This window comes from Serratia sp. CY81684 (assembly GCF_052166595.1).
In the GTDB taxonomy this organism is placed as follows: Bacteria; Pseudomonadota; Gammaproteobacteria; order Enterobacterales; family Enterobacteriaceae; genus Serratia; species Serratia nematodiphila.
This window is the reverse complement of sequence record NZ_JBJNOO010000001.1, coordinates 778,068-804,061: the sequence shown is the minus strand read 5'-3', so window position 1 is coordinate 804,061 and position 25,994 is coordinate 778,068. Positions and strand designations below refer to the sequence as shown.

At 58.7% G+C, this 25,994-nt stretch carries 28 protein-coding genes; 4 read left to right on the top strand and 24 right to left on the bottom strand.

What is annotated here, in order from left to right; translation table 11 throughout:
- The first annotated feature begins 25 nt into the window (after nt 1-25).
- Nucleotides 26-760, top strand: a complete 735-nt coding sequence (gene artJ / locus ACJ8QF_RS03980; protein ID WP_015377297.1) for an arginine ABC transporter substrate-binding protein — start codon at nt 26-28, stop codon at nt 758-760.
- Between the two features lie 32 nt (nt 761-792).
- Here the strand turns inward: artJ and rlmC are convergent, their stop codons facing one another.
- From rlmC to ACJ8QF_RS03935, 9 genes are all read right to left on the bottom strand, one after another.
- Nucleotides 793-1,923 carry a 23S rRNA (uracil(747)-C(5))-methyltransferase RlmC gene (gene rlmC, locus ACJ8QF_RS03975; RefSeq protein WP_048322684.1) on the bottom strand — a complete coding sequence of 377 codons (1,131 nt, stop codon included), beginning with the start codon at nt 1,921-1,923 and terminating at the stop codon, nt 793-795.
- 69 nt (nt 1,924-1,992) lie between these two features.
- Nucleotides 1,993-2,472: a YbjO family protein gene (locus ACJ8QF_RS03970; RefSeq protein ID WP_015377294.1), complete on the bottom strand. Its 480-nt coding sequence runs from the start codon at nt 2,470-2,472 to the stop codon at nt 1,993-1,995.
- Nucleotides 2,473-2,576: 104 nt separating this feature from the next.
- The gene (potI, locus tag ACJ8QF_RS03965) at nt 2,577-3,422 is read right to left on the bottom strand and encodes a putrescine ABC transporter permease PotI (RefSeq protein WP_060444275.1); all 846 of its coding nucleotides are present in this window, start codon (nt 3,420-3,422) and stop codon (nt 2,577-2,579) included.
- Nucleotides 3,419-4,381 (bottom strand): putrescine ABC transporter permease PotH, encoded by a 963-nt coding sequence (potH, locus tag ACJ8QF_RS03960; protein WP_015377293.1) that lies wholly within the window; start codon nt 4,379-4,381, stop codon nt 3,419-3,421. Before potH ends, potI begins: the two co-directional genes overlap by 4 nt.
- Before the next feature lie 24 nt (nt 4,382-4,405).
- Nucleotides 4,406-5,539 carry a putrescine ABC transporter ATP-binding subunit PotG gene (gene potG / locus ACJ8QF_RS03955; RefSeq protein WP_049187444.1) on the bottom strand — a complete coding sequence of 378 codons (1,134 nt, stop codon included), beginning with the start codon at nt 5,537-5,539 and terminating at the stop codon, nt 4,406-4,408.
- A gap of 122 nt (nt 5,540-5,661) precedes the next feature.
- Nucleotides 5,662-6,771 (bottom strand): spermidine/putrescine ABC transporter substrate-binding protein PotF, encoded by a 1,110-nt coding sequence (gene potF / locus ACJ8QF_RS03950; RefSeq protein ID WP_015377292.1) that lies wholly within the window; start codon nt 6,769-6,771, stop codon nt 5,662-5,664.
- 404 nt (nt 6,772-7,175) lie between these two features.
- Complete coding sequence (locus ACJ8QF_RS03945; protein ID WP_004938666.1) at nt 7,176-7,655, bottom strand: YbjN domain-containing protein; 480 nt, start codon at nt 7,653-7,655, stop codon at nt 7,176-7,178.
- A 136-nt stretch (nt 7,656-7,791) separates the two neighbouring features.
- Nucleotides 7,792-8,694, bottom strand: a complete 903-nt coding sequence (rimK, locus tag ACJ8QF_RS03940) for a 30S ribosomal protein S6--L-glutamate ligase (RefSeq protein WP_325959799.1) — start codon at nt 8,692-8,694, stop codon at nt 7,792-7,794.
- A 54-nt stretch (nt 8,695-8,748) separates the two neighbouring features.
- The gene (locus tag ACJ8QF_RS03935) at nt 8,749-9,063 is read right to left on the bottom strand and encodes a YbjC family protein (RefSeq protein WP_015377290.1); all 315 of its coding nucleotides are present in this window, start codon (nt 9,061-9,063) and stop codon (nt 8,749-8,751) included.
- A 230-nt stretch (nt 9,064-9,293) separates the two neighbouring features.
- Between ACJ8QF_RS03935 and ACJ8QF_RS03930 the strand changes: the two genes are divergently transcribed.
- Nucleotides 9,294-9,557, top strand: coding sequence for a GrxA family glutaredoxin (locus ACJ8QF_RS03930; RefSeq protein WP_004938676.1), 264 nt, complete (start codon nt 9,294-9,296; stop codon nt 9,555-9,557).
- A 38-nt stretch (nt 9,558-9,595) separates the two neighbouring features.
- Here ACJ8QF_RS03930 and ACJ8QF_RS03925 read toward each other — a convergent pair whose 3' ends face one another.
- The gene (locus ACJ8QF_RS03925; RefSeq protein WP_004938679.1) at nt 9,596-9,985 is read right to left on the bottom strand and encodes an inner membrane protein YbjM; all 390 of its coding nucleotides are present in this window, start codon (nt 9,983-9,985) and stop codon (nt 9,596-9,598) included.
- Nucleotides 9,986-10,279: 294 nt separating this feature from the next.
- On the opposite strand from ACJ8QF_RS03925, the gene ACJ8QF_RS03920 reads away from it, so the two are divergent.
- Nucleotides 10,280-11,968, top strand: coding sequence for an aspartate:alanine antiporter (locus ACJ8QF_RS03920; RefSeq protein ID WP_004938680.1), 1,689 nt, complete (start codon nt 10,280-10,282; stop codon nt 11,966-11,968).
- Nucleotides 11,969-12,262: 294 nt separating this feature from the next.
- Here ACJ8QF_RS03920 and ACJ8QF_RS03915 read toward each other — a convergent pair whose 3' ends face one another.
- The 8 genes from ACJ8QF_RS03915 to ACJ8QF_RS03880 all read right to left on the bottom strand — a co-directional run bounded on the left by ACJ8QF_RS03915 (nt 12,263) and on the right by ACJ8QF_RS03880 (nt 19,240).
- Entirely contained in the window at nt 12,263-12,481 is a 219-nt protein-coding gene (locus ACJ8QF_RS03915; RefSeq protein ID WP_072265518.1) for a DNA-binding transcriptional regulator, read from the bottom strand.
- 99 nt (nt 12,482-12,580) lie between these two features.
- Nucleotides 12,581-13,729 (bottom strand): phage late control D family protein, encoded by a 1,149-nt coding sequence (locus tag ACJ8QF_RS03910; RefSeq protein WP_442537287.1) that lies wholly within the window; start codon nt 13,727-13,729, stop codon nt 12,581-12,583.
- Nucleotides 13,726-14,211 (bottom strand): phage tail protein, encoded by a 486-nt coding sequence (locus tag ACJ8QF_RS03905; RefSeq protein ID WP_442537286.1) that lies wholly within the window; start codon nt 14,209-14,211, stop codon nt 13,726-13,728. Before ACJ8QF_RS03905 ends, ACJ8QF_RS03910 begins: the two co-directional genes overlap by 4 nt.
- 4 nt (nt 14,212-14,215) lie before the next feature.
- Entirely contained in the window at nt 14,216-17,062 is a 2,847-nt protein-coding gene (locus ACJ8QF_RS03900; protein ID WP_442537285.1) for a phage tail tape measure protein, read from the bottom strand.
- Nucleotides 17,055-17,177 (bottom strand): GpE family phage tail protein, encoded by a 123-nt coding sequence (locus ACJ8QF_RS03895; RefSeq protein WP_023456045.1) that lies wholly within the window; start codon nt 17,175-17,177, stop codon nt 17,055-17,057. Before ACJ8QF_RS03895 ends, ACJ8QF_RS03900 begins: the two co-directional genes overlap by 8 nt.
- 32 nt (nt 17,178-17,209) lie before the next feature.
- Nucleotides 17,210-17,491: a phage tail assembly protein gene (locus tag ACJ8QF_RS03890; protein ID WP_260515692.1), complete on the bottom strand. Its 282-nt coding sequence runs from the start codon at nt 17,489-17,491 to the stop codon at nt 17,210-17,212.
- A gap of 54 nt (nt 17,492-17,545) precedes the next feature.
- Nucleotides 17,546-18,055 carry a phage major tail tube protein gene (locus tag ACJ8QF_RS03885; RefSeq protein ID WP_442522430.1) on the bottom strand — a complete coding sequence of 170 codons (510 nt, stop codon included), beginning with the start codon at nt 18,053-18,055 and terminating at the stop codon, nt 17,546-17,548.
- A 15-nt stretch (nt 18,056-18,070) separates the two neighbouring features.
- Nucleotides 18,071-19,240: a phage tail sheath protein gene (locus ACJ8QF_RS03880; RefSeq protein WP_442537284.1), complete on the bottom strand. Its 1,170-nt coding sequence runs from the start codon at nt 19,238-19,240 to the stop codon at nt 18,071-18,073.
- A gap of 714 nt (nt 19,241-19,954) precedes the next feature.
- Between ACJ8QF_RS03880 and ACJ8QF_RS03875 the strand changes: the two genes are divergently transcribed.
- Nucleotides 19,955-20,173 (top strand): biofilm development regulator YmgB/AriR family protein, encoded by a 219-nt coding sequence (locus ACJ8QF_RS03875; RefSeq protein WP_346421383.1) that lies wholly within the window; start codon nt 19,955-19,957, stop codon nt 20,171-20,173.
- Between the two features lie 168 nt (nt 20,174-20,341).
- On the opposite strand, the gene ACJ8QF_RS03870 is transcribed toward ACJ8QF_RS03875, so the two are convergent.
- From ACJ8QF_RS03870 to ACJ8QF_RS03845, 6 genes are read right to left on the bottom strand one after another with little or no spacing between them, the layout of a single operon-like run.
- Nucleotides 20,342-20,887 (bottom strand): tail fiber assembly protein, encoded by a 546-nt coding sequence (locus ACJ8QF_RS03870; protein ID WP_442537283.1) that lies wholly within the window; start codon nt 20,885-20,887, stop codon nt 20,342-20,344.
- A gap of 1 nt (nt 20,888) precedes the next feature.
- The gene (locus ACJ8QF_RS03865; RefSeq protein WP_442537282.1) at nt 20,889-23,507 is read right to left on the bottom strand and encodes a phage tail-collar fiber domain-containing protein; all 2,619 of its coding nucleotides are present in this window, start codon (nt 23,505-23,507) and stop codon (nt 20,889-20,891) included.
- A gap of 9 nt (nt 23,508-23,516) precedes the next feature.
- Nucleotides 23,517-24,050, bottom strand: a complete 534-nt coding sequence (locus ACJ8QF_RS03860; RefSeq protein ID WP_060460916.1) for a phage tail protein I — start codon at nt 24,048-24,050, stop codon at nt 23,517-23,519.
- The gene (locus ACJ8QF_RS03855; RefSeq protein WP_442537281.1) at nt 24,043-24,951 is read right to left on the bottom strand and encodes a baseplate assembly protein; all 909 of its coding nucleotides are present in this window, start codon (nt 24,949-24,951) and stop codon (nt 24,043-24,045) included. The genes ACJ8QF_RS03860 and ACJ8QF_RS03855 overlap by 8 nt, the downstream gene beginning before the upstream one ends.
- A 4-nt stretch (nt 24,952-24,955) precedes the next feature.
- Nucleotides 24,956-25,306, bottom strand: a complete 351-nt coding sequence (locus tag ACJ8QF_RS03850; protein WP_442537280.1) for a GPW/gp25 family protein — start codon at nt 25,304-25,306, stop codon at nt 24,956-24,958.
- Nucleotides 25,303-25,932: a phage baseplate assembly protein V gene (locus ACJ8QF_RS03845; protein ID WP_143778493.1), complete on the bottom strand. Its 630-nt coding sequence runs from the start codon at nt 25,930-25,932 to the stop codon at nt 25,303-25,305. The genes ACJ8QF_RS03850 and ACJ8QF_RS03845 overlap by 4 nt, the downstream gene beginning before the upstream one ends.
- Nucleotides 25,933-25,994 lie beyond the last annotated feature (62 nt).

Below are 25,994 nucleotides of genomic sequence, written 5' to 3'. Positions count from 1 at the left end.
CAGGATCCAGACAGGAGCTCTACGCATGAAAAAACTGCTGCTTGCCGCGACGATGTTAGCCGGGATGACCTTTAACGCCACCGCGGCCGAAACCATCCGCTTCGCCGCCTCCGCCACCTACCCACCGTTCGAATCGCTCGACGCCAACAACCAGATCGTCGGCTTCGATATCGATCTGGCCAACGCGCTGTGCAAACAAATGCAGGCGCAGTGCACCTTCACCAACCAGGCGTTCGACAGCCTGATCGCCGCGCTGAAATTCAAGAAATACGATGCGGTGATTTCCGGTATGGATATCACGCCGGAGCGCAGCAAACAGGTCGCTTTCACCCAGCCTTACTACGCCAACTCGGCGATCGTGATCGCGCAAAAAGGCAAGTTCAGCTCGCTGGCGGATCTGAAAGGCAAAAAGCTCGGCATGGAAAACGGCACCACCCACCAGAAATACATGCAGGACAAGCATCCGGAGATTAACACTGTTTCTTACGACAGCTACCAGAACGCCATTCTGGAGCTGAAAAACGGCCGCATCGACGGCGTGTTCGGCGACACCGCCGTGGTGAACGAATGGCTGAAAACCAACCCGCAGCTGGCGCCGGTGGGCGAGCACATCACCGATGCGCAATACTTCGGCACCGGTCTCGGCATCGCGGTGCGCCCAGACAACCAGGCGCTGCTGGCCAAGCTGAACGCCGCGCTGGACGCCATCAAGGCCGACGGCACCTACAAAGCCATCAACGACAAGTGGTTCCCGCAGTAAGCAATAAGGCCCGGATAACCGGGCCTTATGTTTTATAAACGCCGCACCAGCAGCGTCAGCACTTCGTAGTGCGAGGTATGCGGGAACATGTCGAACAGCTGCACCCGTTCGATGCGATACCCCGGCAACATCTCGATATCTTTCGCCATGCTCTCGGCGTTGCAGCTCGAATAAAGAATATAGTCCGGCGCCATCCGGCTCAAATAGTCGCACAGCGCCTGACCGATACCGCGCCGCGGCGGATTGACCAGCACCAGCTGCGGCACCTGGCCTTCGGCGGTGGCGAAGCGGGTGGAATCGAGCGCCTGAAAATCTACCTGCAACAACCCTAACCGCTGCGCCGACTGGCGCGCGCAGGCGATCGCCTCCGCGCTGATTTCGATGCCGGTCAACCGCGTCTGCGGCTGCGCGCAGTGCAAGCCGAAACCGCCGACGCCGCAGAACAGATCCCACATGCTGTCGATACCCAGCGCGCGCACCCAGTCGCGGGCGGTGGCATACAGATCGGCGGCCACCTGCGGGTTGGTCTGAAAGAAGCTTTGCGGGCGGATGAACAGCGGCACCTGATTGAACTGTTCCTCCAGCGCCTGCTGTTCGGTCAGCGCGATCTCGCGCTCCCCTTCCATGATCGCCATATGCACCGGTTGAATATTGGCGGAGATCACCCTGAGCTGCGGCAGCTGCTGCTGCAGCCATGGCAGCGCGGCGCGCAGCTGTGCCAGTTTGGTTTCCGAGCGCAGCACGAAACGCAGCATCACGCCGCCGTCGAGCGTGCTTTCGGTCAGCAGCAGGTATTTCAGCTCGCCGCGTTTGCGCGCCACGTTATACGGCGTCAGGCCGGCGCGGGCGATAAAGCTTTTCAGCACAGCAAACATCGGCGCAAAGCCGGCGGGGTACAGCGGGCAGTCGCTCAGATCGACCGGCGTGCCGTCGCGGTGCAGCATGCCGAGCAGCGGTCGCTCCACGCTGCCGCTGACCACCATCTTGGCTTTATTGCGAAATGCGCTCAGTTCCCCCGCCACCGGCTGCAGCCACTGCGCGACGTCGCGCCCGGCCAGCAGCGATTGCAGGTGATGCTGTTTGTCGGCCAGTTGCTGCGGATAGGGCTTTTCCAGCCACTGACAGGAACGGCAGGTGCCCGCCGTATACAAAGCGCAATGCATGAAGATTACCGTGAAGTTCAGGATGACGAATTAAGGGCGCAGAGTTTACCACTCCGCGCGCCTAAAATCTCACTTGCGCGCGGTGAAGAAGCGGCGGCTGGCGGCAGGAACGAACAGCAACGCCAGGATCACCACGTCGGGGATCTTTTGCAGGATCAGAACGTGCAGGATTTGGCCGCTGGTTTCCCCCTCCACGGTGAACACCTCGGGGAAGACGCTGCCGATGGTGGCCAGCAGCAGGTAAAGCACCACGATGCACTGGCAGACCACATAGCCCCAGCGCCCCCAATTGCGGCCGCGCATCACCGCAAAGCCGCAGCTGATTTGCAGGCACAGCAGCATCAGGCCGGCCAGAAAGATAAAGGTGGAATCCCACGCCTGCGCGCTGGTGTTGACGAACTCCTGCGCGCCGTCGACGCCCAGCTCACCCAGCAGCAGCACCACGCTGATACACTTGATCGCCACCATGGCGGTGCCCGCCACCATCACCGGCACCGGCGCATCCGAAGTCGATCCCATTCCCTGCCCGCTTTTCAGCATGTCTGACATATCCGTGTTCCGCTACGACGCGCCACCTATACAGGTGGCACATGTAAAGTCAGGTAGTTAGTTGCAATACTTATTGATTGCAAAAATAGCAGGTTTGTTACGATTCAGCTACGGGCCGCCCGCTGCAATTCACGCGATCGTTGTTTTTCCGAGCGCGCCATAAACCACCAGGCGATCAGGCCGAGGATGCCCACCACCAGCAGGATCAGGCTGGCCAACGCGTTAATTTCCGGGTTCACCCCCATGCGCACGCTGGAGAACACCAGCATCGGCAGCGTGGTGGCGCCCGGGCCGGAGACGAAGCTGGCGATCACCAGGTCATCCAGCGACAGGGTGAACGCCAGCATCCAGCCGGAGATCAGCGCCGGCGCAATCATCGGCAAGGTGATGACGAAGAACACCTTCAGCGGCGGCGCCCCCAGATCCATTGCCGCCTCTTCAATCGAGCGATCCACCTCGCGCAGACGCGAGCTGATGACCACCGCCACATAAGCGGTACAGAAGGTGACATGCGCCAGCCAGATGGTGAACATGCCACGTTCCGACGGCCAGCCGAAGGCATGCCCCATCGCCACGAACAGCAGCAGCAGCGACAGGCCGGTGATCACGTCCGGCATCACCAGCGGCGCGGTCAGCATAAACGCGAAGCCGGTTGAACCGCGAAAGCGGCCGAATCGCACCATCACCACGGCGGCGATGGCTCCCAGTACCACCGCGGCGGTGGCGGAGGCGGCGGCGATGGTCAGGCTGAGCCCCACCGCGCTGATCATCGCCGAATCGTGGAACAGTTCGCTATACCAGCGCGTGGACCAGCCGGCCCACACCGTCACCAGCTTGGAGCTATTGAAGGAGTAGATCACCAGCATCAGCATCGGCGCATACAGGAAGGTAAAACCGATCGTCAGGATAGCGATGCGCCACGGTGAACGCACTACCGGCAAGTTGTTCATTCCTGCCCCCCTATTTCCTTGTTCTGGTGTTTGTGGAACCACAAAATTGGCACGATCAGCAACAGCAGCATGATGGTGGCGACCGCCGAGGCCACCGGCCAGTCGCGGTTATTGAAGAACTCCTGCCACAGCACGCGGCCGATCATGATGCTGTCCGGCCCGCCGAGCAGTTCCGGGATCACGAACTCCCCCACTGCCGGAATGAACACCAGCATCGAACCGGCGATGATGCCGCCGCGCGTCAGCGGCACGATCACGCTGAAGAAGGTTTTCAGCGGCCGGGCGCCCAGATCCAGCGACGCCTCCACCAGCGAGTAATCCAGCCGGATCAGCGCCGTGTAAATCGGCAGCACCATAAACGGCAGATAGGAATAAACGATGCCGATATACACCGCCAGGTTGGTGTGCAGGATCACCAGCGGTTGATCGATCACCCCTAGCCACATCAGAAAGTTATTCAGCGTGCCGTTGTTTTTCAGGATCCCCATCCAGGCGTAGACGCGGATCAGGAACGAAGTCCAGGAAGGCAGGATCACCAGCAACAGCAGAATGTTGCGGGTCGACGCCTTGCTGTGCGCCACCGCCCAGGCCAGCGGATAGCCGATGATCAGGCAACACAGCGTCGAGACCGCCGCCACGCGCAGCGACTGCAGATAGGCGTCGATATACAGCGGATCGTCGGTGAGCTGCAGGTAGTTGGCGAAGTTGAGCGCGATGTTCAGTTTGCCGTCCACCCAGCTCATCAGCTCGGTGTAGGGCGGCACCGCCATCGCCAACTCCGCCAGGCTGATCTTGAACACGATCAGGAAAGGCAGCATAAACAGCAGCGTCAGCCATAAATACGGCAGCGCGATCACCAGCTTGCGGCCATGGGCCATCAGCAGGCGATGGAACAGCGCCCTGAGGGCGCCGGGCGCTTTGGCCGGCGGTTCCGGCGCGCGTTCAGAAAGCAGGGTCATACGGGTTACTCCTCACCGGCTCCACTACACCGTCAACACGACGCAGCTGTCGGTTTCCCAGCACAGACGCACTTCATCGCCCCAGGTGGGCATCCCCTTGCGGAAACGATGGCCGTTTTGCAGCTGGGCGCTGATAATCTGCCCGCTGTGCAGCTTCACGTGGTAGATAGACAGATCGCCCAGGTAGGAAATGTGCGCCACTTCCCCCACCGCAAAGTTGCAGCCGTCTTCCGGCACCCGTTCGCACAGCAGGATCTTTTCCGGCCGCAGCGCCACCTGGATCGGCACACCGTCCACCACCGAGGCGTCCGGATCCACCTTGATCGCATGGCGCAACCCGGGGCTTTGCAGGATCAGCGCATCGTCGTGGCGCTCTTGCAGCACGCAGTCGAAGACGTTGACCGAACCGATAAACTCGGCGCTGAAGCGGCTGTTCGGATGCTCGTAGATCTCTTCCGGCTCGCCGATCTGCACGAACTTGCCGCGGTTCATGATGGCGATACGCCCCGCCATGGTCATCGCCTCCTCCTGATCGTGCGTCACCATCACGCAGGTCACGCCGACGCGCTCGAGAATGTCGGTCACTTCCAGCTGCATGCGATCGCGCAGCTTCTTGTCCAGCGCGCCCATCGGTTCATCCAGCAGCAGCAACTTCGGCCGCTTGGCCAGGCTGCGTGCCAATGCCACCCGCTGCCGCTGGCCGCCGGAAAGCTGGTGCGGTTTGCGTTTGGCGTACTCCTGCATGTGCACCAGCGCCAGCATTTCCGCCACCCGTTCGGCGATCTCCGCCCGCGGCATTTTGTCCTGCTTCAGGCCGAACGCGATATTCTGCTCTACCGTCATGTGCGGGAACAGCGCGTACGACTGAAACATCATGTTGATCGGCCGCTGGTACGGCGGCACATGCGACATATCCTGCCCATCGAGCACGATCTGCCCTTCCGTCGGCTGTTCAAAGCCGGCCAGCATGCGCAGCAAGGTGGACTTGCCGCAGCCGGACGGGCCAAGCAACGCAAAGATCTCGCCCTTGTAGATGGTGAGGCTGACGTCTTCGACCGCATTCTGCCCGTCGAAGGTTTTGGTGAGGTTACGGATTTCCAGCAGAGGGGTGAAGACCTTCTGCGACTTGGCTTGAGGACGAGGGATGGCGTCGTTCAATCGGGGTGCTCTCCGGCGTAAAGCGGCACAAAACCACGGCGAGCGCCGTGGCCCAAAACGGCAATGCAGGCGGGGAGCGCCCGCCTGCCGGTTTACCGACGATGGGGGGATCCCCCCCATCATCACTTCCCGCTTTTAACTTTAGTCCATGCGCGGGTAATGACACGGTCCAGCTTCGGCGACTGCACGTTGAGCGTGAACAGCTTGGCGCGCAGATCGGCCGGCGGATAGACGTTCGGGTTCTCGCGCACTTCGGCGTTCACCAGCGGCGTGGAGTCTTTCACCGCATTGGCGTAATAGACATAGTTGCTGATGCCCGCCATCACGTCAGGTTTCATCAGGAAGTTCAGGAACTGGTACGCGGCGTCTTTGTTCTTGGCGTCCGCCGGCATGGCGAACATGTCAAAGTAGGTCAGCGCTCCCTCTTTCGGGATCGCGTAGGCCACGTTCACGCCGTTCTTCGCCTCTTTGGCGCGGTTGGCCGCCTGCATCACGTCACCGGACCAGCCGATCGCCACGCAGATATCACCGTTAGCCAGATCGTTGATGTACTGAGAAGAGTGGAAATAACGAATGTTCGGCCGCAGTTTCAGCAGCAGATCGTTGGCCGCGCCGGTGTAGTCCGCCGCATTGGTGCTGTTGGGATCCTTGCCCAGGTAGTGCAGCACGGTGGCGTAAACCTCGCTCGGCGCATCGAGGAAGGAGACGCCGCAGCTTTTCAGCTTCTCGAGGTTTTCCGGCTTGAGGATCAGATCCCAACTGTCGACAGGCGCGTCTTTGCCCAATGCCGCCTTCACCTTATCGACGTTATAGCCGATGCCGGTGGTCACCATCAGGTATGGGATGCCGTATTTGTTGTCTTTGTCGTTGTGTGCAACCAGCTTCAGCATCTCGGGATCGAGATTCTTGTAGTTGGGCATTTTGCTCTTGTCGAGCGGTTCGAAGATGCCGGCCTGCGACTGGCGTTCGAGGAAGTTGGATGAAGGAACCACCAGATCATAACCGGTGCTGCCCGCCATCAGTTTGCCTTCCAACACTTCGTTGGAGTCAAAGACGTCGTACACCACTTTGATGCCGGTTTCTTTCTGGAAATTAGCCAAAGTGTCCGGCGCGATATAATCGGACCAGTTATACACGTGCAGCGTTTTCTCTTCGGCTGACGCATTGACGGACGCGGCCATCAACAGGCCGGCAACCACACCCGATAACCACTTTTTACGTTGGGTGACCATCCGTAACTTCCTCCAAAACAGGGTAAATCATAGAATTGAACTTGTATCTGCAGCGATACAAAACCTTTCCTGATTGAGCGCAATCGTTGCAACCGCGAACTGAATGGCTATGCATATGATTGCATGCGCCTTTTTCACTGCCCTGCTCGCGTGGTCACAAGGGAAATCGCAAGCCCTTTGCAGAATCAGCAGCATAGCCGCTGCCATCGCAACCCGCCAGCCCCCAGGGTAAAAAACGCCTTTTATCGATTTTTTATGCAGTTTTCTCTATGTGATACGGCATTAACGGCGTAAAAGCCGAGAAAGATCGGGCGGCAAAGGCCAAAGTGCAGAATATTTTATTGCGGAGGGGAATCACGGCAGCATGCCGCCGGAGCGACGGCATGCTTAAGGTATGGCGAGGATCAGTGCAGCATCGGCTGACGCACGGCGCCAGCGGGGATCTCTTCTTCGTCCCCCATAAACAGCAGATCGTTCGCCCGCGCCTCGAGGATCACCATCGAGACCTGCTCTTCACCCTGCTGCATGAAGTGGGTGAACTGCTCGTAGGTGATGCCGACCGCCACGCTCAGCGACTGGCAGACGATCAGCTTCGGCAGGTTGTCGTCCTGAATGTCGACAAACGCCTTGATGGTCAGCGAGCTGGCGTTGATCTGGCTCAGGTCCGCCACCAGCGGTATCAGCGCGGTCGGTTTCACCTCGGCCAGCGCGGAGAACAGAATGACGTTGTCCACCAGATCGATCTTGGCGTCGAACACGCCGTCGAAGTTCTGCATGTGCGGCAGGTGCAGCGCCTGGCAGGAATCGCACTCAAAGAAAGAAATGCCCGACTGATCCAGCCAGCGCCGCAACAGCGCCAAATCGGGGACAATGAGTGAATCCATAATAACCAGCCTCACAATATTCAATACGCGAAAAGGCGCATAGCTTACGGAATATTCACCCGATACGCCACGATCAATGCGGCTTAATTCACTAATTAAGATATTGCTCGGCGGGAAAAGCGCAACGCGCGTACCGTCAGCCGCCGGATTTCAGGCGGAACCCCGGCCGGCCGCGCTGCTCGATGTATTCGATCATCATGCCGGCGATGTCCAGCCCGGTAGTGGTTTCCACCCCTTCCAGCCCCGGTGAGGCGTTGACCTCCATCACCAGCGGGCCGCGCTCGGCGCGCAGGATATCCACCCCGGCGACGTCCAGCCCCAGCGTGTTCGCCGCTTTGACCGCAACCGCCCGCTCCCTGGCGGTGATGGTCACTTTGCGGGCGGTGCCGCCGCGGTGCAGGTTGGAACGAAACTCGCCGGGCTTCGCCTGCCGCTCGATGGCGGCCACCACCCGGCCGCCCACCACCAGGCAGCGCACGTCGCGGCCCTGCGCTTCGCGCACGTACTCCTGCACCAGAATATGGGCGTTCAGGCCGCGAAAGGCGTCGATCACGCTTTCCGCCGCCTGGCGAGTTTCCGCCAGCACCACCCCGATGCCCTGCGTGCCTTCCACCAGCTTGACCACCAGCGGCGCGCCGCCGACCAGTTCGATCAGATCGCCGGTATCGTCTGGTGAATGGGCGAAACCGGTGATCGGCAGATCGATACCCTGTCGGGCCAGCAGTTGTAGCGAACGCAGCTTGTCGCGGGCGCGGGTAATGGCCACGGATTCGTTGAGGGGGTAGCTGCCAAGCAGCTCGAATTGGCGCAGCACCGCGGTGCCGTAAAAGGTGATGGCAGAGCCGATGCGCGGGATCACCGCATCGTAACGTTCCAGCTGACGGCCGCGATAGTGAATGGTCGGCGCCGCCGGATTGATGTTCATATAGCAGGAGAGCGGATCGATGATATCGATACTGTGCCCGCGATCTTCCGCCGCTTCACGCAGCCGCTTACATGAATAGAGCGATCCGTCGCGAGAAAGAATGGCAATTTTCACTCGTCACCCCAAAAGCCAACGCCTGCCCGGCAGGCGGGTTAGCGGCCGCGGCGCTCAGGCGCGCGGATCGCGATCCTGATTATCTTTCGATGCGTCTGCATCTTGCGGTTTGCGGCGATCGTTTTCCGGCGGCAAGCCGCCGCGCATCAGCGGCCCGAAGCCCTGCACCACGCGCCATACCAGAAACGCCGCCGCCGGCACCATCAGCGCCACGCCGAGGAAAATCATGCCGACCGCCGCCTGCTGCGACGCCAGCCAACCCGGCAGTTGCAGGTGGCCGTGAATGCTGAGGTAGGCCAGCACCAGCATCACGATGCCCAGCCCTTCCAACACCAGCACCGGGCGCGGTAAGTCACCGAATGAACGCATATTTTTCCTCTCCAGAAGGTCTGCCCCCAGTGTAGTGAATTCCCGCCGATGGCGACAGCCCCGGCAGACTAATTGGTTACATGAATCAGATTAACAGGTAATTCCTGCTTTTTTTTCACCGCCTCAACGGGCATAGTAGGCGCCATCTGACGCAGGTAATGACTTTTTCGGTGACGGGATGTCGTTGCAATCGCGAATAATTTATCGAAAATCCAATTAAGGAGCGTTGCATGTTTGCAGTAATCTTCGGGCGTCCTGGCTGTCCTTATTGTGTCCGCGCTAAAGAACTGGCGGAAAAACTGACTGAAGAACGCGACGATTTCAACTTCCGTTACGTTGACATCCACGCGGAAGGCATCACCAAGGCCGATCTGGAAAAAACCGTCGGCAAACCGGTTGAAACCGTGCCGCAGATCTTCCTGGATGAGAAGCACATCGGCGGCTGCACCGATTTCGAAGCTTACGCTAAAGAACACCTGAACCTGTTCCAGTAAGTTTTTGAACGACAAAAAGGCGCTTAATGCGCCTTTTTTTATTGCCGCTGCCGCCGATGCAGCTGCTGCAGCGTGTGCAACAAACCGAGGGCGAACAGCATCAGCATCGCGCCGAACACGCACCAGAACACCGCGCTGGTGGCGTAAGCCAGCTCCTGCCAGAACGAATAGGACGGCGTCAACCAGAAGTGACGGATCAGCAGGCACAGCGGCAAGGCATAAAGCGCCCCCAGCAGCGGACACAGCAGCCGCTTGCGGCTCGACAGATAGCTGGCGATCGCGCCGGGGATCACAAACAGCAGCAGGCCGGTTTCACCGTGGTGCTCATGATCCGTGCTGCCGAACAGGCCGGTTTGCTGGCCGAGAAACACCAGGCTGAACAACAGAAAACAGCTGAGAATGCCCAGCCAATATCTATAACTCGTCATGCGAATTCTCCCCCGCCCAATTACCGCATCAATAGAAATCGGCCCGGTCACCCGTGCGGTGACGCTGAACCGAATTTTTTCCTTGGTCAAAAGAGAGTTAAATGCGCACGGCGGCGCAGGAAATCAGCTTTCTGTGCTGGCTGTCATCGGTCATAGCGTCTAGAATGAACGCCGCCGAACGATGGTTCGCTTCGCCTTACGCTGGTGGTGATTTATGATGTCGTTTTAAGGCTGAATTTATCTCTTATAGTTATCTATATCAAGCACTTACTGGTAAACAATAAGTTATCCTCCGTGAACATAAACGTCGCTAGTTTGTTAAACGGTAACTACATTCTGTTACTGTTCGTGGTACTCGCACTGGGGCTGTGCCTCGGTAAACTCCGTCTGGGCTCCGTCCAACTCGGTAATTCCATTGGCGTTTTGGTGGTTTCTCTGCTGCTCGGCCAGCAACACTTCGCCATTAACACCGAGGCGCTGAATCTCGGCTTCATGCTGTTTATTTTCTGCGTCGGGGTGGAAGCCGGGCCTAACTTTTTCTCGATTTTCTTCCGCGACGGCAAGAATTACCTGATGCTGGCGTTGGTGATGGTCGGTTCGGCCATGGTGATCGCCATCGGCCTCGGCAAGCTGTTCCATTGGGACATCGGCCTGACCGCCGGCATGCTGGCCGGTTCGATGACCTCGACGCCGGTGCTGGTGGGCGCCGGCGATACGCTGCGCAACACCATCGTCAACGGCCCGGCGCTGCTGGCGGCGCAGGATCATCTGAGCCTCGGCTATGCCCTCACCTACCTGATCGGTCTGGTCAGCCTGATTTTCGGCGCGCGCTACCTGCCAAAACTGCAGCACCAGGATCTGTCCACCTCCGCCCAGCAAATCGCTCGCGAACGCGGCCTGGACACCGACAGCCAGCGCAAGGTCTACCTGCCGGTGATCCGCGCCTACCGCGTCGGCCCCGAGCTGGTGGCCTGGGCCGATGGCAAGAACCTGCGCGAACTGGGCATCTACCGCCAGACCGGCTGCTACATTGAACGCATCCGCCGCAACGGCATTCTGGCCAACCCGGACGGTGACGCGGTGCTGCAGGTGGGCGACGAGATCTCGCTGGTCGGTTATCCGGACGCCCACGCGCGGCTGGATCCGAGTTTCCGCAACGGTAAGGAAGTGTTCGACCGCGATCTGCTCGACATGCGCATCGTGACCGAAGAGATCGTAGTGAAGAACAGCAACGCGGTGAACAAACGCCTGAGCCAGCTGAAGCTGACCGACCACGGCTGCTTCCTCAACCGCGTGATCCGCAGCCAGATCGAAATGCCGATCGACGACAGCATCGTGCTCAACAAAGGCGACGTGCTGCAGGTGAGCGGCGACGCGCGCCGGGTGAAGAGCGTGGCGGAGAAAATTGGCTTTATCTCGATTCACAGCCAGGTGACCGATCTGCTGGCGTTCTGCGCCTTCTTCATCATCGGCCTGCTGATCGGCCAGATCACCATTCAGTTCAGCAACTTCTCGTTCGGCATCGGCAACGCCGCCGGCCTGCTGATGTCCGGCATCATGCTCGGCTTCCTGCGCGCCAACCACCCGACCTTCGGCTACATTCCGCAGGGCGCTCTGAACATGGTGAAAGAGTTCGGCCTGATGGTGTTTATGGCGGGCGTGGGCCTGAGCGCCGGCGCCGGCATCGGCCACAGCCTGGGCGCGGTCGGCGGCCAGATGTTGATCGCTGGGCTTATCGTCAGCCTGGTGCCGGTGATTATCTGCTTCCTGTTCGGCGCCTACGTGCTGCGCATGAACCGCGCCCTGCTGTTTGGCGCCATCATGGGCGCCCGCACCTGCGCGCCGGCGATGGAGATCATCAGCGACACCGCACGCAGCAACATCCCGGCGCTGGGCTACGCCGGCACCTACGCCATCGCTAACGTGCTGTTAACGCTGGCGGGTTCACTCATCGTAGTGCTATGGCCGGGCATACTCGGCTGATCGATTAGCGGGAGAGATGGATCGGCGATAAAAATATTTTGATTTTTTTGTCGCCGGCCAGAACTTTCGTTGGGGGCCGCAGTCTGAATTAGTGCCACTGCTTTTCTTTGATGTCCCCATTTTGTGGAGCCCGATAATCCCGCCTTTTAGGTTCAAGATTATCGGGTTTTTTGTTGCCTTGAAAAAATATCCTTATAAAACAATACCCCGACAAACACATAACTACCCTGTGGCGACAAAGTGGCGACAGCCATTTTACGGGCATAAAAAAAACCTGCTTTCGCAGGCTTCTTGTTAAATCCAAAGTGTTCCCTGATTGCTTCGGGTTGGGTGTGGCGGAGCGATATCAACTTTGCCCGGTGATACGATCTGCCGCTGAATAGATTCCAACGTCACAAAAGTACAACTGCAATTTATGTTTTGGCATTGATGATAACGTTCTTTAGTGTTCTCACTTAGATAGCGGCTTGTGCGGGCATGGGCGGCAGTTCGGCAAAGCGGGCAATGCATCATGTTGATATTCCCTTCTCAATCTCTCATTTGTCGCGATAATACTCCGCCCGATCGAGAACAAAACTGCCTTTAAGTGAATTTACAAAACATTAATTCACATTACGAGACTTCATAAATCACATCCGACAGCAAAACCTCAAACTCCAGCGCCGTCGTAAAGCCGCTATTGCTGAGATTGTGCGTGACTTTGCTCACTATCCAGTCTTGCGCATCGATCGCCGCTTTAAACCCGCTGACGCGTACCGGCGTCTCTGGGGTGATGCTGGCCCGCTCCATGGCGAGCGACAGTGAGAACTCAGCCACACCGCGCTGAAGCTTTTCCCACTTTGCCTGTGCTGCCCGCATCGCGGCGGCCTTTGTGGCGTAAATTTTGGTGATCGCAAACACGTTATCGTCAGCCCCCACCAAATAATCGCCTTTCGCCGCCTCCGCCGGTTTCCCCGATTTCTTGCTGCTGCCCGGTTTCGCCTTCGGGTGTTGCAGCGCGCGCAAATGCTGCTCTTTTGGCTTGCGCTGCAGCTTCACTTTCTTCGGCTTCGGCTGTTTTGTGTTGAGCCAGCTCGCCGTCACGCCGGTGTAGGCATCCCGATCGGCAATGTTGAAACTGTGCTGATCGCCATCCTGCCGGGTGATGGTATACACCGGCAACGGCTTCCCGCCTACCGTGGCGCCGTTCCCCGGTCGCAACAACAGCAGAGCGCCATTTTTCACCGCCGCCACCGCGCCGTTGAGCGTTGCCAGCCGGGTAATAAATGCCGCGTCCGTCTCCTGCGTCTGGTCAATATGGCTGATTTTGATGGTGCCCAGACCGGCGGCCAGCGAGGCTTTAAGCTTATTGCGCGCAGCCACCTTCTGCGCAATGTCGCCCAGAGTGGTGTCGTGGTAGGACTCATCGCGCCGGGTGTTCAGCGAGCCGCGAAAATCCGCACTACGCGCGCGAATAGTCAGCGTGTCCGGCGCGCCCCGGTGTTCGACCTCATCGACCGTAAACTGGCCTTTTGGCGTCAATGGCGAGCCTTGCCAGCCGAGTGCCAGCGACAGCACCGCATTGCGTTGAGGCATCGCCATCAGTCCGTCGCTGTCGTCCAGCTCGATGTCGAGCTGGTCGGCCTCAAAGCCCCGGTTATCCGTCAGCGACAGAGAAATCAGCCGCTTGCGGATGTTCTGCGTGATGTCGTTATCCTGCAGCAACAGCGAAAAATCCGGGGCAACTCGCGCCCCGGCTGGCAAGCTTACACCGCTTTTCATGATAACAACCCTCCCATAGCATCGGCGGCCTTCCCGGACATCTCTCCGGCTTTATCGTACAGCTCCCCGGCCTGCTGGCGCAGATCGCCAAACATCGCCGACAGGGATTCATCGACCCGCTTCAGGTTGAGCGTGAACTCTGTGCGGCGCGGGCTGCCGTCGGCAAAAAACTCGGAGTGCGTTTCAGAAATCGACTCGATCACAAACATGCCGTAAATCGTGCCGGTGCCTTCAATCAGCGGCCACGCCCGGCCCTGCTCGGCCATCAGTTGCAGCGTCAGCAGTGACCAGCGGCCGCCGGTGATCTCCGGCAGCAGCACCCCGGACAGCGTGATTTTTTCCTCATCCATCCCCAGAAATTGCGCCGCCGGGCGCAGGCCAACGCGGGCGTTGCTCGGCCAGCGATATTCCGCGTTGCGGCTCATGGACTGATACGGCAGCGTCTGCAGCATAAAAACAAACAGGCCCAGCGTTAACATCATGGTTTTACCCTTCGTAGTTCATGCGGCTGCGCGCGGCGGCCGCGTGTTTGCGTCGTTCGGCCTCAAGCTGGCGCGAGACTTCGCGCGCAATAGATGCCGCGTCTTGGCCGGGGGCGCCGTACACCTGAATGGTGATCGGGGCAGGCGCCGTAGTGGGTGCGGCAGCCGGGGCCGACGCCATCACCGGCGTTGACAGCGATAACATCGCCGCCGACAGCGCCGCCGTTTTCCGGCGACCGGTGACATTGGCCGGGCCGTTGACAATCTCCGGGCCACGCTCGCCGACGATGCCGAACTGGCCGCGCGGGATGATGCCGCCCTTGTCGAATGCCCCCGCATAGCCCGGCCCCGGCATCAGCTCAGGCGCCGGGCGGTTGTATGAAATCGCCGGGTTAACCTCCGCCTCCTCGTCGCCAAACTTCATCCAGTCCGGCAGCATATCCGTGAGGCCGGAAAACTTGTCTTTCAGCACCTGCCAACGCTCGCTAATGCCGTCAATGACCCCGTTAATCATGTTCATCCCGGCTTCTTTGAACTGCCCCGGCAGCGCTTTAGCCCCGTTTACCAGCCCCTCCCATTTGCCATTAAGCCAGCCGGTCAGCCGATCCCATGCCTGAACCGTGGCGGCGCTCAGCGCCAGCCATGCCGCGTTAACACACTCGCCGATGGTGTCCCAGACGGCGGCGGCACGCTCCGCAATGCCGCTCGCAACGCCCCAGATGCCGGTCAGCAGGCCGGGCAATCCGCCCAACAGCTGCAGCGGCAGGCTCAATCCGGCCGCGATCCACTCACCGAACATGCGCCCATAGCGCGCGGCCGTCTGGAGTTCGGCCTGTGAAGATTTCACCGGCTCGATCAGCTTGCCGAACCACTGCCAGACGTTGCGCACCATGCTCAGCAGCGGCGTAAATGCGCCGGACAGCGGGACAAGCGCGGCGCGCATCGGCGCGAAAGCGGCGCTGAAGCCTTCGCCGATACCCGTTAAAAAGGCGCTGATAGGCTCCCAATATTTACGGATAGTCAATGCCACACCGGCAATCACCGCCGCCGCCGCGACCACCGGCAGGGTGATCACACTGAATGCGGCCGCAATCCCGGCGCCAACGGTGGTAAAGACCGTTCCCAGCAGCCCGGCCCCGGCGGTCAACATGTTGACCCCGGCCATCACCGGCCATGCGATAAGGCCCAGCGCGGCGAGGCCGCCGATCAGGGCCGTGACACCCGCCGTGACCTTCACCAGCGTGCCGACCAGCTCAGGATTGGCCTTCACCCATGCCCCCGCCTTGGTGAGCCATTCGGTGGCGGAAACCGTGAGTTTGCGCAGCGCTGAATTCTGGCCGTCGAACACCTCAATGCGAACATCTTCCCACGCCGAAAACAGGTTTTTCAGGTCGCCGTCGAGGTTCTCCACCTTCACTCGGGCAATCTGGGCCGTAGCCCCTCTTGACTGGGTGACGGTGCTGTGTTTTTCGCTCAGCTTGCCGTTACCGGCGGCGTCAATCAGCTTGATAGCGCCTTTCATCGCCTCTTCGCCGAAAATGACTTTCAGGTATTCGGCTTGCTGCGCGGTGCCGAGCTTGTTGGTTTTAAACGAGCCGTTAATTTTCTTGAGGATGTTCGCGATCGGCAGCATGTTCCCTTTGCCGTCCTTTGTTTTTACGCCCAATTCTGACAACGCATCAGTCGCCTGCCCGACGGGCGCCTGTAACCGCGTAAACATCGCACTGGTCGCCGTACCGGCCATAGACCCCTTGATGCCGTTATCGGCCAACACGCCCAGCAAGGCGGTGGTATCCTCGATACTGGCCCCGGCCGCCTCGGCGATCGGCGCGACGTACTTCATCGCCTCGCCAAAATCCATCAGGTTGCTGTTCGAGCTGGTGAAACCTTTAGTCATCACGTCCGCGACGCGCTGGATCTCGTCTATCGGCATGTTAAACGCCGATTGCATGTTGGTGATGATGTCGGCCGCGTCGGCGATGTCCAGATCTGAGGCCAGCGCCAGATTTACCGTCGATTCGGTCGATTTCAGAATGGCATCGCCGTTAAAGCCGGATTTCGCCAAGACGGATTGCGTGCGCGCGACATCCGTCGGCGAAAACGCAGTGGTGGCGCCAATATCCCGCGCCTGCTGGCGAATAGAGGCCAGTTGCTGGTCATTTTTCGCCAGCCCTAACGTGGCTTGCGTGTCTGACATCTGCCTGTCGAACTGCACCCCCGGCGCAATAAACGCCCCTTCAGCGACCAGCCCGGCGGTAGCGATACCCAGCCCGGCCGCGCTGGTATTACGGACAGCGGCAGTTGCCGATTGCCCGGCCCGGTAACGCGCGCCGACGCGGTTAACCTGCTCTTGTTTCTTGCTCAGGCGTTCCAGCTCGCCGCGCTGGCGGCCCAGCGCTGTCGTGGCTTCACTGGCGCTGGCCTTCAACCGGCGCTGTTCAGCGCTCAGGTTCCGGGTAGCGATGCCGTCAGCGTTGAGCGCGTCACGCTGGCGCTGCACCGACTGGCGCAGGCCGTTGTATTTCGTCTGCAGCTCGGCGGCGGCGCGCTTCGACGCCTCCAGCAAGCGCGCTTGCTGCGCCGTGGGCTTTTCTGTCGCCTTGAACTGGACGGCCAACGCGGCCGCCTCTTCCTTGGCTTTCTTCAGTGCCTTGCCGGTGACAGCGAGCTGGCCCTGCCCCTTGCGAAATCCCTCAATCCGGGCGCTTTGTGCGTCCAGAGCCTTGAGGGTTTGCTGCGTGGTTTTGATGTCACCGGCCAGTGATTTACTGGCCTGTTGGATACTCTTTAGCGGGCGGGTGGCTTGGTCTACGGCTTTCAGCAGCACCTGTAGCTGCAGGCTTTTACTCATCGTGATTAACTCCGCTGCGTTGCAGTGCCAAATGGCGCCAGTTCAACAGCTCCGTGAGCGTCATTCCGGCCATTTCAGACGGCGGCCAGTGGAAGATCACCGCGATGTCCGCCATCAGGTCATCAACGCCCAGCCGGGCGTCGGGGACTACGCCGCCGAGTTCGGCGACAAAAAACCGACCACTTTCCCGGCCAGCGCCACCAAATCCGGCAGCTCAAGGCGCGCGCATTCTTCTTTGGTCAGGTTCGGCACGGTCACACGCGGCAGCACAACCAGCAGCGCGTCAACATCGGCATTGGCGATCGCCGCCAGCCCGACGCCGCGCAGCGCGCTCGCGTTCGGTTTAATCACCTGCACATCGGTGATGGTGGTTTCACCGCGCTGGATCGGGGTGTCGAGGGTAACGGTATTTTCTTTTGCGTCTTTCATCATGTTCTCTCAAATCAGGGGAAAAAGGGCCAGCCCGGCGGGCTGGCGCAAAAATTACAGGCCGATCGCCTTGCGATGCTCGGCCAGCCGGTCAACGCCGTTGACCTTTTCGACCATGTTCACGGTATCGACCTCGATCAGCTCTTTGCCGTCAACGGTCAGCTTGAAGTAAGTACACTCGGTGGATACCTTGGTTTCGGTATCCTCGCCCTGCTTGTACTCGCCAAAATCGATTTCCTTGTGGCGGCCACGCATCACCACTTCCACAGCGGACACCTCGCCGGTGTCGTCACGCTGGAAGGAACCGGCAAAGCGCAGCGGCACGGCATCAACGGCGCCCCACTGTTTCAGCACCAGCTCATCAATGCCGCCCATCGACCACTCAACGGCCAGCGCGTCATCGTCCAGCCCCATATCGATGGAGGCCGCACCGTTCATGCCGCCGCCCCGGTATTTCTCCAGCTTGCGGGTGAGCTTCGGCAGCGTCAGCGAGGACACCACGCCCATGTAGCTGTAGCCGTCGTTAAACAGGTTCAGGTATTTCAGTTTTCTCGGCAGTGCCATGTTCTAACGTCTCCTTTAGCGGTTCACGGATGCCGCAAACGTCGCCAGATAGCGATCGGTGATGCGCTGGCGCAGGGTTAAATCTTCCAGCGGTGGCACCGGCGTGTAGTCGTAATCGATAAACAGCTTTCCCGCCTTCAGGGTTGCGACAGTGTTGGCGCTTTCGTCGTACCAGCAATTACCGTCGATAATCAGCCCGGCGGATTTCAGCTCGCGGAATTTCGCGTTGATGCCGTCAATCATGTCGCGCACCAGCGTAGGCGTCACCGGGCGGTCAACGGCCCATAAATGCGCCTCGGCCATGGTGTCGGCCAGCACCTGCGCGGTGCGGGTGTAGTTCTCGAACATGAACAACGGATCATCGGAACAGGTACGGGAACCCCAGAATTTAAAGCCATCTTTACGAATAAGGGTGGTGACGCACGCTTGGTTTAGCAGGTCGGCATCGGTGCCGGGCGCCTGCAAATCCCAGAACACGCTGGCGGTGATGCCGGTCACGCCGTTAACGCCGACGTTTGAAAGCGTCTTATGCCAGCCCGTTTCCGTGTCGATTTTGGCACGCAGCCCCAACGCGCGGGCGGTGGCGTAGGCGATGTCGCTCTGGTTGGCGGCGGTGTTCCAGCTGACAAAATCCGGCCAGATCAGCATCAGCTCACGCTGGCTGAAATTGTCGCGATACTTGGTAGCCTCCTGCACGGTTTTGCAGCCGTAGGCGCTGATATAGCCGAACGCGCGCAACTGTTGGCAAATACCGGCCAGCGCCGTCGCGACCTCCTGATTATCCAGCCCCGGTACGCCGAGGATGCGCGGCTTAACCCCCAGCTCAGCCTGTGCAGATAACAGTGCTTTCATGCCGGTGTAACGGCCTTCCGCGTTCGCCCCGCCGATGATGTTGGAGGTGGTTTCCGCCGCGTCTTTGCCGGTGGCAACGCGGACAACTACCGTGACCGGCTTCGCCTGTTCAGCGATCGCCCGCAGCGACGCCGCCAGCGTGCCTTTTTTACCGGCCTTGCCGGAGGCGGCCAGCACGTCGGTGATAAGTACCGGGGTATCAAGCGGGAAAACCGACGCGTCGGCATCCTCCGCCGTGCAGACCATGCCGACGATTGCCGTCGATACGGTAGAGATGACGCGGGTGCCGTCGTTGATTTCGACGACGCGCACGCCGTGATGATAATCGCCCATTAATTTGCTCCGGGTGGTGAGTAGGTGCAGGCATGATGACGCCCGGCGCGCCGGGCCGCACGCGGTGGGTGCTGGAAGGCCGACCAGACAACAGGCCGGGAGATTTTGGGGGGAAACGATCGTTAGAGCCGATCAATAACGTTGCATTGATCTACGCAATCAATTGGACGCCGGAGAGCCCGGCGGGGTAAGGTCTGAAGGTCAATGGCGGCAACATCAGGGAACGCCGCAAACACAAAGCCCGCATCACTGCGGGCTTTTTCATAGTGCTAACGACTCAGTTCGAAAGCACAAGCTTTCGAATGGCACTTTTCCTAAGATTACTCACTTCAGCATTTTTTGCTTGTTCATACTGCCAAACTGCATTAGTGTCGCCAATAGACGACACATGCCTCTAGTCGTCGCATGCAGTAGTTCATGTAGCTATCATCACCAAATTTCGCCCCGCCGTGGGGCATTTTTTTAAGTATTTGTCCTAAATTCGTTCCTTACCGTTCGTAATCACTTGCCATGATTTCAGAACATTCCTAACCTAAAAGCGTTATTCAGGGTTCGCAATCCCTTATAACAACCTTTGTAACGCTTGATACACCAGAGACAAATTTTTGCCCGCTTCGGTGGGCTCTTTCAACCAAACTAAGGATGGGAATGCCTGCTCTAAAGACGACATCTGGATTAACGGCCACATCCGAAAAATCATTGATTGGAGGCCTTATGAGTATTCATTACCTTACCGATAGTGAAACACAGAACTTAGAAAAGGTGAGCACGGTTCTGGGCAGATGTGTCATTGATCTTCTTGTTCGCAAAAGAATAGTCAACACCGATAATATTCTTTCTCAAATAGTCGCAGAAATGGAAAAAGCATCCGATAACGATGAATTCCAGTTATACCGCGATACATTGGAGTTTGTAGGCACGCTTTCAAAATAACAGGGGAAATGCCACTATGAAGAATGAACTCGCAACAGCAATTACGATAGGAAGCATACTACTGTTCGTCATCCTAATTGGTGCGCCGAATTTTGTAACAACCATGGTGCCATGACCATTTTCCGTTAACTACTGCAATAAAAGCCCCGCATCGCCGCGGGGTTTATCTTAGGCGCCGGGCGCCACCGGCCAGTCAATTTCCGGGGCCGACGTCATATCAAGACGATTTAGCATCACACGGTATTTTTTCCAGTCCGCCAACAGCGCTTTTTCTTCCTCGGTCGCCATGTCCAAATCAACCGCATCCTGTAATGGCGCGATATGCCGCGCCACCGCCGCAATGCGGGCAACCTGTTCCTTTTTCGCTTGTTCCTGATATTCGTCAGGCGAATAACTGCGTTTGACAATGGCTTTCCCATCAAATACCCAACCGCCTGAAATATCTGCCCGGCGATTGGCGCTTGTATTTGTCACTTCCGCGACGCTTAACCCGACAGGCCACAACGTAGAAATATCGTTGTTGGCGGCAATGCTGCGGATAATCCCTTTTTCATCGTAGACAACTTTTATCGTATCTTCCGCAAAATCTTTCTGGCAGTGATACCACTCCTGACCATCGTCAGAGAAAAGGAACATGGCATTATGCTGATTGCGTAATTTTAATTGCTCCGGTGTTTTTGGCTCGCCGAGCTGAAAGTTTTTAATATTCTTCATGTTATCGTCCCACTGTGATCCACTGACCATTTTTATAAATTTGGATGTAGCTCCAAAACAGCTCCTCAGCAGAGTAATCACCGTCTTTGTTATTGAAACCGGTTAGTACGGTATTATCGTGATAGGTATAAATCCCGGTCGCGCCGACATGCATTTCCGCGCTGTATCTGACATTTTGAATAAAGTTCTGATTAACCCAGTCAATTGTCGCTCTGGCGCCCACATGCTGATTAAAGGAGGGCCAGTCAACCCGACCATTCAACCCATTGTTAACCCATGCCTGACTCGCGAACTCGCCCATTTTCCCACTAATAATGCCGCCAGTTTGGGTATTAAACTGCCAAATACTTTCCACTCCATCACCAAGCGCATGAATAACGGGATGAGCATGCATATTCTCGCCCGGCATCAAATAGCCGTAGCTAACTGCGGTCGGCCAGCCCTTGCCCTTACGCGTCGATTTACCTTTCACCAGTGGCACATAAATCGCGCCGCTGTTTGCTTCCCACTGAAAATCAGTCTGGTAAAAAGGCGCGCGCGTGCCAAGCTGATTGCTGTACGCTCCGGCGCCTTCCGGGGCTTTATTCGTGTTATCGCCGGTGCCGTGATAATCCGATGTCAACGCCGCAGCAGATACCCAGGAGTTTGACGATATCCCGCCCGTAATATTGCCGCCGGTTTTAGCCAAATATCGGCCATCTGCTTCTGTCTTATTCCACGCGTTAACGTCACCGGCCAACAAATTCACATCGGCGGACAGTGGCTTACCATTCACCTTGATAGAGCGCAGCGCGTATTTCTGCGCGGCTTGCGCATCCGTCAGCGCGCCAACGTCAGCCGCCGTCGGTTTGTAGTCCGTCGTATAAACTCGCGCCCAGCGGAGCGAAGCCGAGTTGTCTTTTCGCATCGAGCGCAAATAAAACGCCATATCGCCGGAGCCTACGGCAAATTGCACATTGCGGAACTCGTTCACTTTCCCGGTAAACAACACCCCCATGCCGCCCGGTACGGGATAGCCCTTATTGGTAGTGGCAACCAATGACTCAACGGTAAAGCCATTTTCGCGATTTAAGTCATCATCAGCATTGGCGGTATTTTCGTTCGGGAATACGATACGCGGCAGAGTTAATGCCCCTTTCATCGTGTCGCCGCTCTGTTTTACATAGCGGCCATCCGCTTCGGTTTTGTTCCATGCGTTGACATCCCCCGCCAACAGATTGACATCCCCGCTCAACGGCTTACCGTTGACTTTGATAGAGCGCAGCGCGTATTTCTGTACGGCCTGCGCATCCGTCAACGCCCCGGTTTCTTGTGCTGTAGGCGGCTTAGCCGTCGTATAAATGCGCGGATTCGACGCCTGATTAGCTTCTGTCCCCCAATGCAATTCGTCATCAACCCCAAAACCAAGGCGCATTAACGCCTTTCCAGCGACTTGAAATCCGATAGAAAGATTGCCCTGAGCAGAAAGACGGCTCATCACTAAGGGCGTATGCTGATTTCCCTCAATATTGAGTGTGCTACCCTCTGTTTCCGCGTTGCCGGGCTTAATAGCCAGTTTTTTTACTGTGCCGCCGGAAAGCATCAGAAAACGGCCATCGGCTTCTGTTTTGCTCCATGCCCCGACGTCTGCCGCAGTCGGCTTAAATTTGGTGGTGTAAGCCTGAAACCAAGTCACACCGTTTTCCGCGATATTTGAACGGCCAAAGAATGCGTTTCCGTTGTTTTGTACCGCCATATACGCACCCGACGGGCCGCCGTCACAAGGTAAACTCAGCACGCCATAAACATCGCCGCCCGGTGCATTCTTTGATGAGCCATTAACCCGATAGATTTCCCCCTGATTGCAATAAGCATCCTCTCGATGACGTGAGCCGCTTCCCAATCCAAAGGCGCCGACCTCCATCAACTGCCCGCCATCCACCCCGACGTTTTTCGTCGCGGCCGTACCCAGTGCTAAATTGCCACGCGCGGCGGCCTTGTCGGCCACGTCGGACAGATTGGCGGCCTTTTTCATGCTGGCATCGCTGACAGTTTTAAGCGCCTTCGGGGTGCTGGCTTTCGTTTCGTCTGTGCTGGTCGTCGCGCTACTCAGCTGCACCAGCCCTTTCGCCGTGGTGCTGGCGTCCGGGTGGTTTCGGGTTTTCTCATGCGCGGCGATCGCGTCGGCCACAAAATCCTTGGTCGCCAGCACGGTGTCGCCCCCGGCGATCACCTGAACCGCCTCGGTGCTGCTGACAATCAGGATCATGCGCAGCGTCTGCGTGCGGCCGCTGCCCTCTTCCAGCTTCGGCTTGTAGCTCTCCGCCATATTGCTGACGGCAATCAGCGTCCCGGCCTCGTCATAGAGGCCCATTTCACGCAGCCAGAAGCCGCCGACGTTTGCCGGAATAATCATCTCGGCCAGAATGTGATTTTTCAGCGTTTTGTCGATAGTCAGCCCGTTGAGCGCCGCGCGGTATTTCTCGTTGACCAGCTTAGTCTGGGCCGGGTTAGGTGTCGGCAGCGTGCCGTTCCCGTCGCCGACGGCCATACGGACAATTTTCAACTGCGTTCCGCCCGCACTGGCGGCGGCAATCTTGGCCGCCCCGGCGGTGGTAACAATCGCTTTGTATTTGCTCATGATTTTCTCTTATCCGGGGTAAACGGTAATGACATCGCCATCAATGGCGGCCGCGCCGGTGTAAATCCGGCCGGGGATGTCTTGCAAAATGTTGAGGCCGATCAGGTGGCGGCTCAGGGGCTTGGCGTCGGCGATCAGGCGTTCCATTTCCTGATACATTTCCTCGGTAATGCCGGTTTCCAGCACGCCAATATCCAGCCGGAAGGTGCCGGGCGGATCGGCGCCGTCGGTGTGGAACCATTCGATAACGTTAATCAGGTAGCCGAGCGGCTCCACAACGCGGCGCACGGCACCTATAGTGCCCTTGTGCCGATGGATGTAGAACGCGGCGGATACCACGCCCCGCTTGACGTCCTCCGGCCAAGCCTCATCCCATCTATCAACGGAGAACGCCCACGCCAGATAGGGCAATAGATGCACCGGGCAGGTTTTCGGGTTCCACAGGTCACGCAGGGGAACCGGCACGCACTCCAGCTCGGCGCACGCGGCAGCGGCGGCAACTTCCAGCGGTGAGGAGCCGACAGGCAATAAGCGGTTAGTCATCGGCGCGCCCTGGGGTGATGTTCACGCCGGTGCAGTAACCCGCCTGCGTTTTATCCAGCACGATGTCGGCGACCGGTTGAGCAACTTCGACACGCTCAACACCTTCCACAGTCAGCGCGGCGATGATGCCGGAGCGCCGGATACTGCGGCCTAAGCGGCGCATGGTCAGTACATAATTTTGCAAACGTTGTTTCGCCTCCGTGAGGATCGGCGCAACCTCCGGGCCGGGATAGAGAAACAGCGTGGCATCAATGCCATAGCGGGTTATTTTGGCCGCTTGCACGATGACGCGATCGGCGACCGGGCGCACGTCCTCATCATTCAGCGCGTCGCGGACAACCTGCAGCAGCTCGGGGCTGGCGGTGCCGTCGCCGTCCCGCGACAACACGGTGACGGTCACGTTAGCCGGTGATGGGCTGATTGCCGTCACATCAGCCACCCTGCCATCGGCCGAGCGGGCGTGAAAACGATAGGAACCGGCCGATCCCGCCGTGCTCATCCCTTCGAAAGCATCCTGCAGACGCAGGCGGTAATCTTCATCCGCTTCCATGATTGCCGGTGTCGGCGGGATAGTACTTTCATCCGCCGGGGCGATCACCAGTCGCGGCGTATTGAAGTTGGCGCCGAGCTGGTCGAGGTCTTCGCCGGTGGAATACGCCAGCATCACCGCTTTCGCGGCATCGTTGACGCGCTGGCGTAGAATCACCTCGCGGTAGGCGTTTTCCTGCAACAGCTTAACGATCGGCTCCGACTCCAGCGCCAGCGTGCGCGCGACGGCCTCCCGCTGTTCCTCCGGGTAAAGCGAAATCAGCGTCGCCTTACGCTCTGCCAAAATGTCTTCATAATCCAGCACCTCAACGACGATCGGCGCGGGCAGCTGTGAAAGGTCAATCGTTGCCATGGTTTCAGCTCACAGGAACAGACAGCGACAGCGCGCCGGGGGCATCGGCGCGGGTGCCGGTGATGTCGATCACCATCTTGCCGTCATAGGTAGTATTAAAAGCGATGCCGGTCAGCTTAACGCGCGGCTCCCACGCCAAAATCGCGCTGTAACAGGCGGCCATGATCTGCAGGCGCAGCGCGTCGTTCTGCGGCTGGTCGAGCAGCTCAGAGAGCAACGAGCCATAAGCCCGGCGCATCGTGCGCGAACCCTGCGGCGTGACCAGGATGTCCGCCACGGACTGGCGAATATGCTCGATGTCCGTCAGCGTGCGACCGGTGCCTCGGTTCATGCCGATATATTTGGCGCTGTTCATGTTGGTTTCCCCGTTTGGCCGCCGCCGGTCTGGACGCCGCCGTGGGTGTGCGAATCAACAACGACGCCATTCGACGAGAATGAGCCGCCGCTGTGCTCGATGTTCCCGCGCATCGCCCCGCCTTTTTCCACTTCCAGCGTGCCGGTGGTGAGTTTGTTGGTGCAAACCACCTCCGGCGCATCGAGCGTGATTTTGTCAGCCGTAACGATCACCACTTTGGTGCTGGCGGTGATGGACTCCGACGCCTGCACGTCGGCGGTTTTAATCCCTGACACGCTCAGCGCGCCGGTTTCCGGTTCGTACTCGATAACCGCGCCATCAGGGAATGCGATATGCAGCGCATCCGCCGACGCAGACGGGGCCGGGAAGTCGTCAGAGAAAATGCCGCACAGCACAAACGCGGTATCGAGTTCGCCACCCAGCGCAAAGATCAGCACCTGCTCACCGACGGAAGGCGCCGACCAGCTGCGAGTACGCCCGGCGCGACAGGTTATCCAGTTGAGCCAGTAGGTATGATTGCCGCCAGTTTCGACACGGCACAGGCCGTTATCGAGGTCAACGGCGCTCACTGTGCCGATGCGGATCAGGTTGCGCAGTAGGCGCAAAATGTCATGTTGATTGTTCATGCTGGAAGGATGCCGCCCGGCGCGGGCGGCGACAATAAGGAGAGGTTGGAAGGCTAAAGACA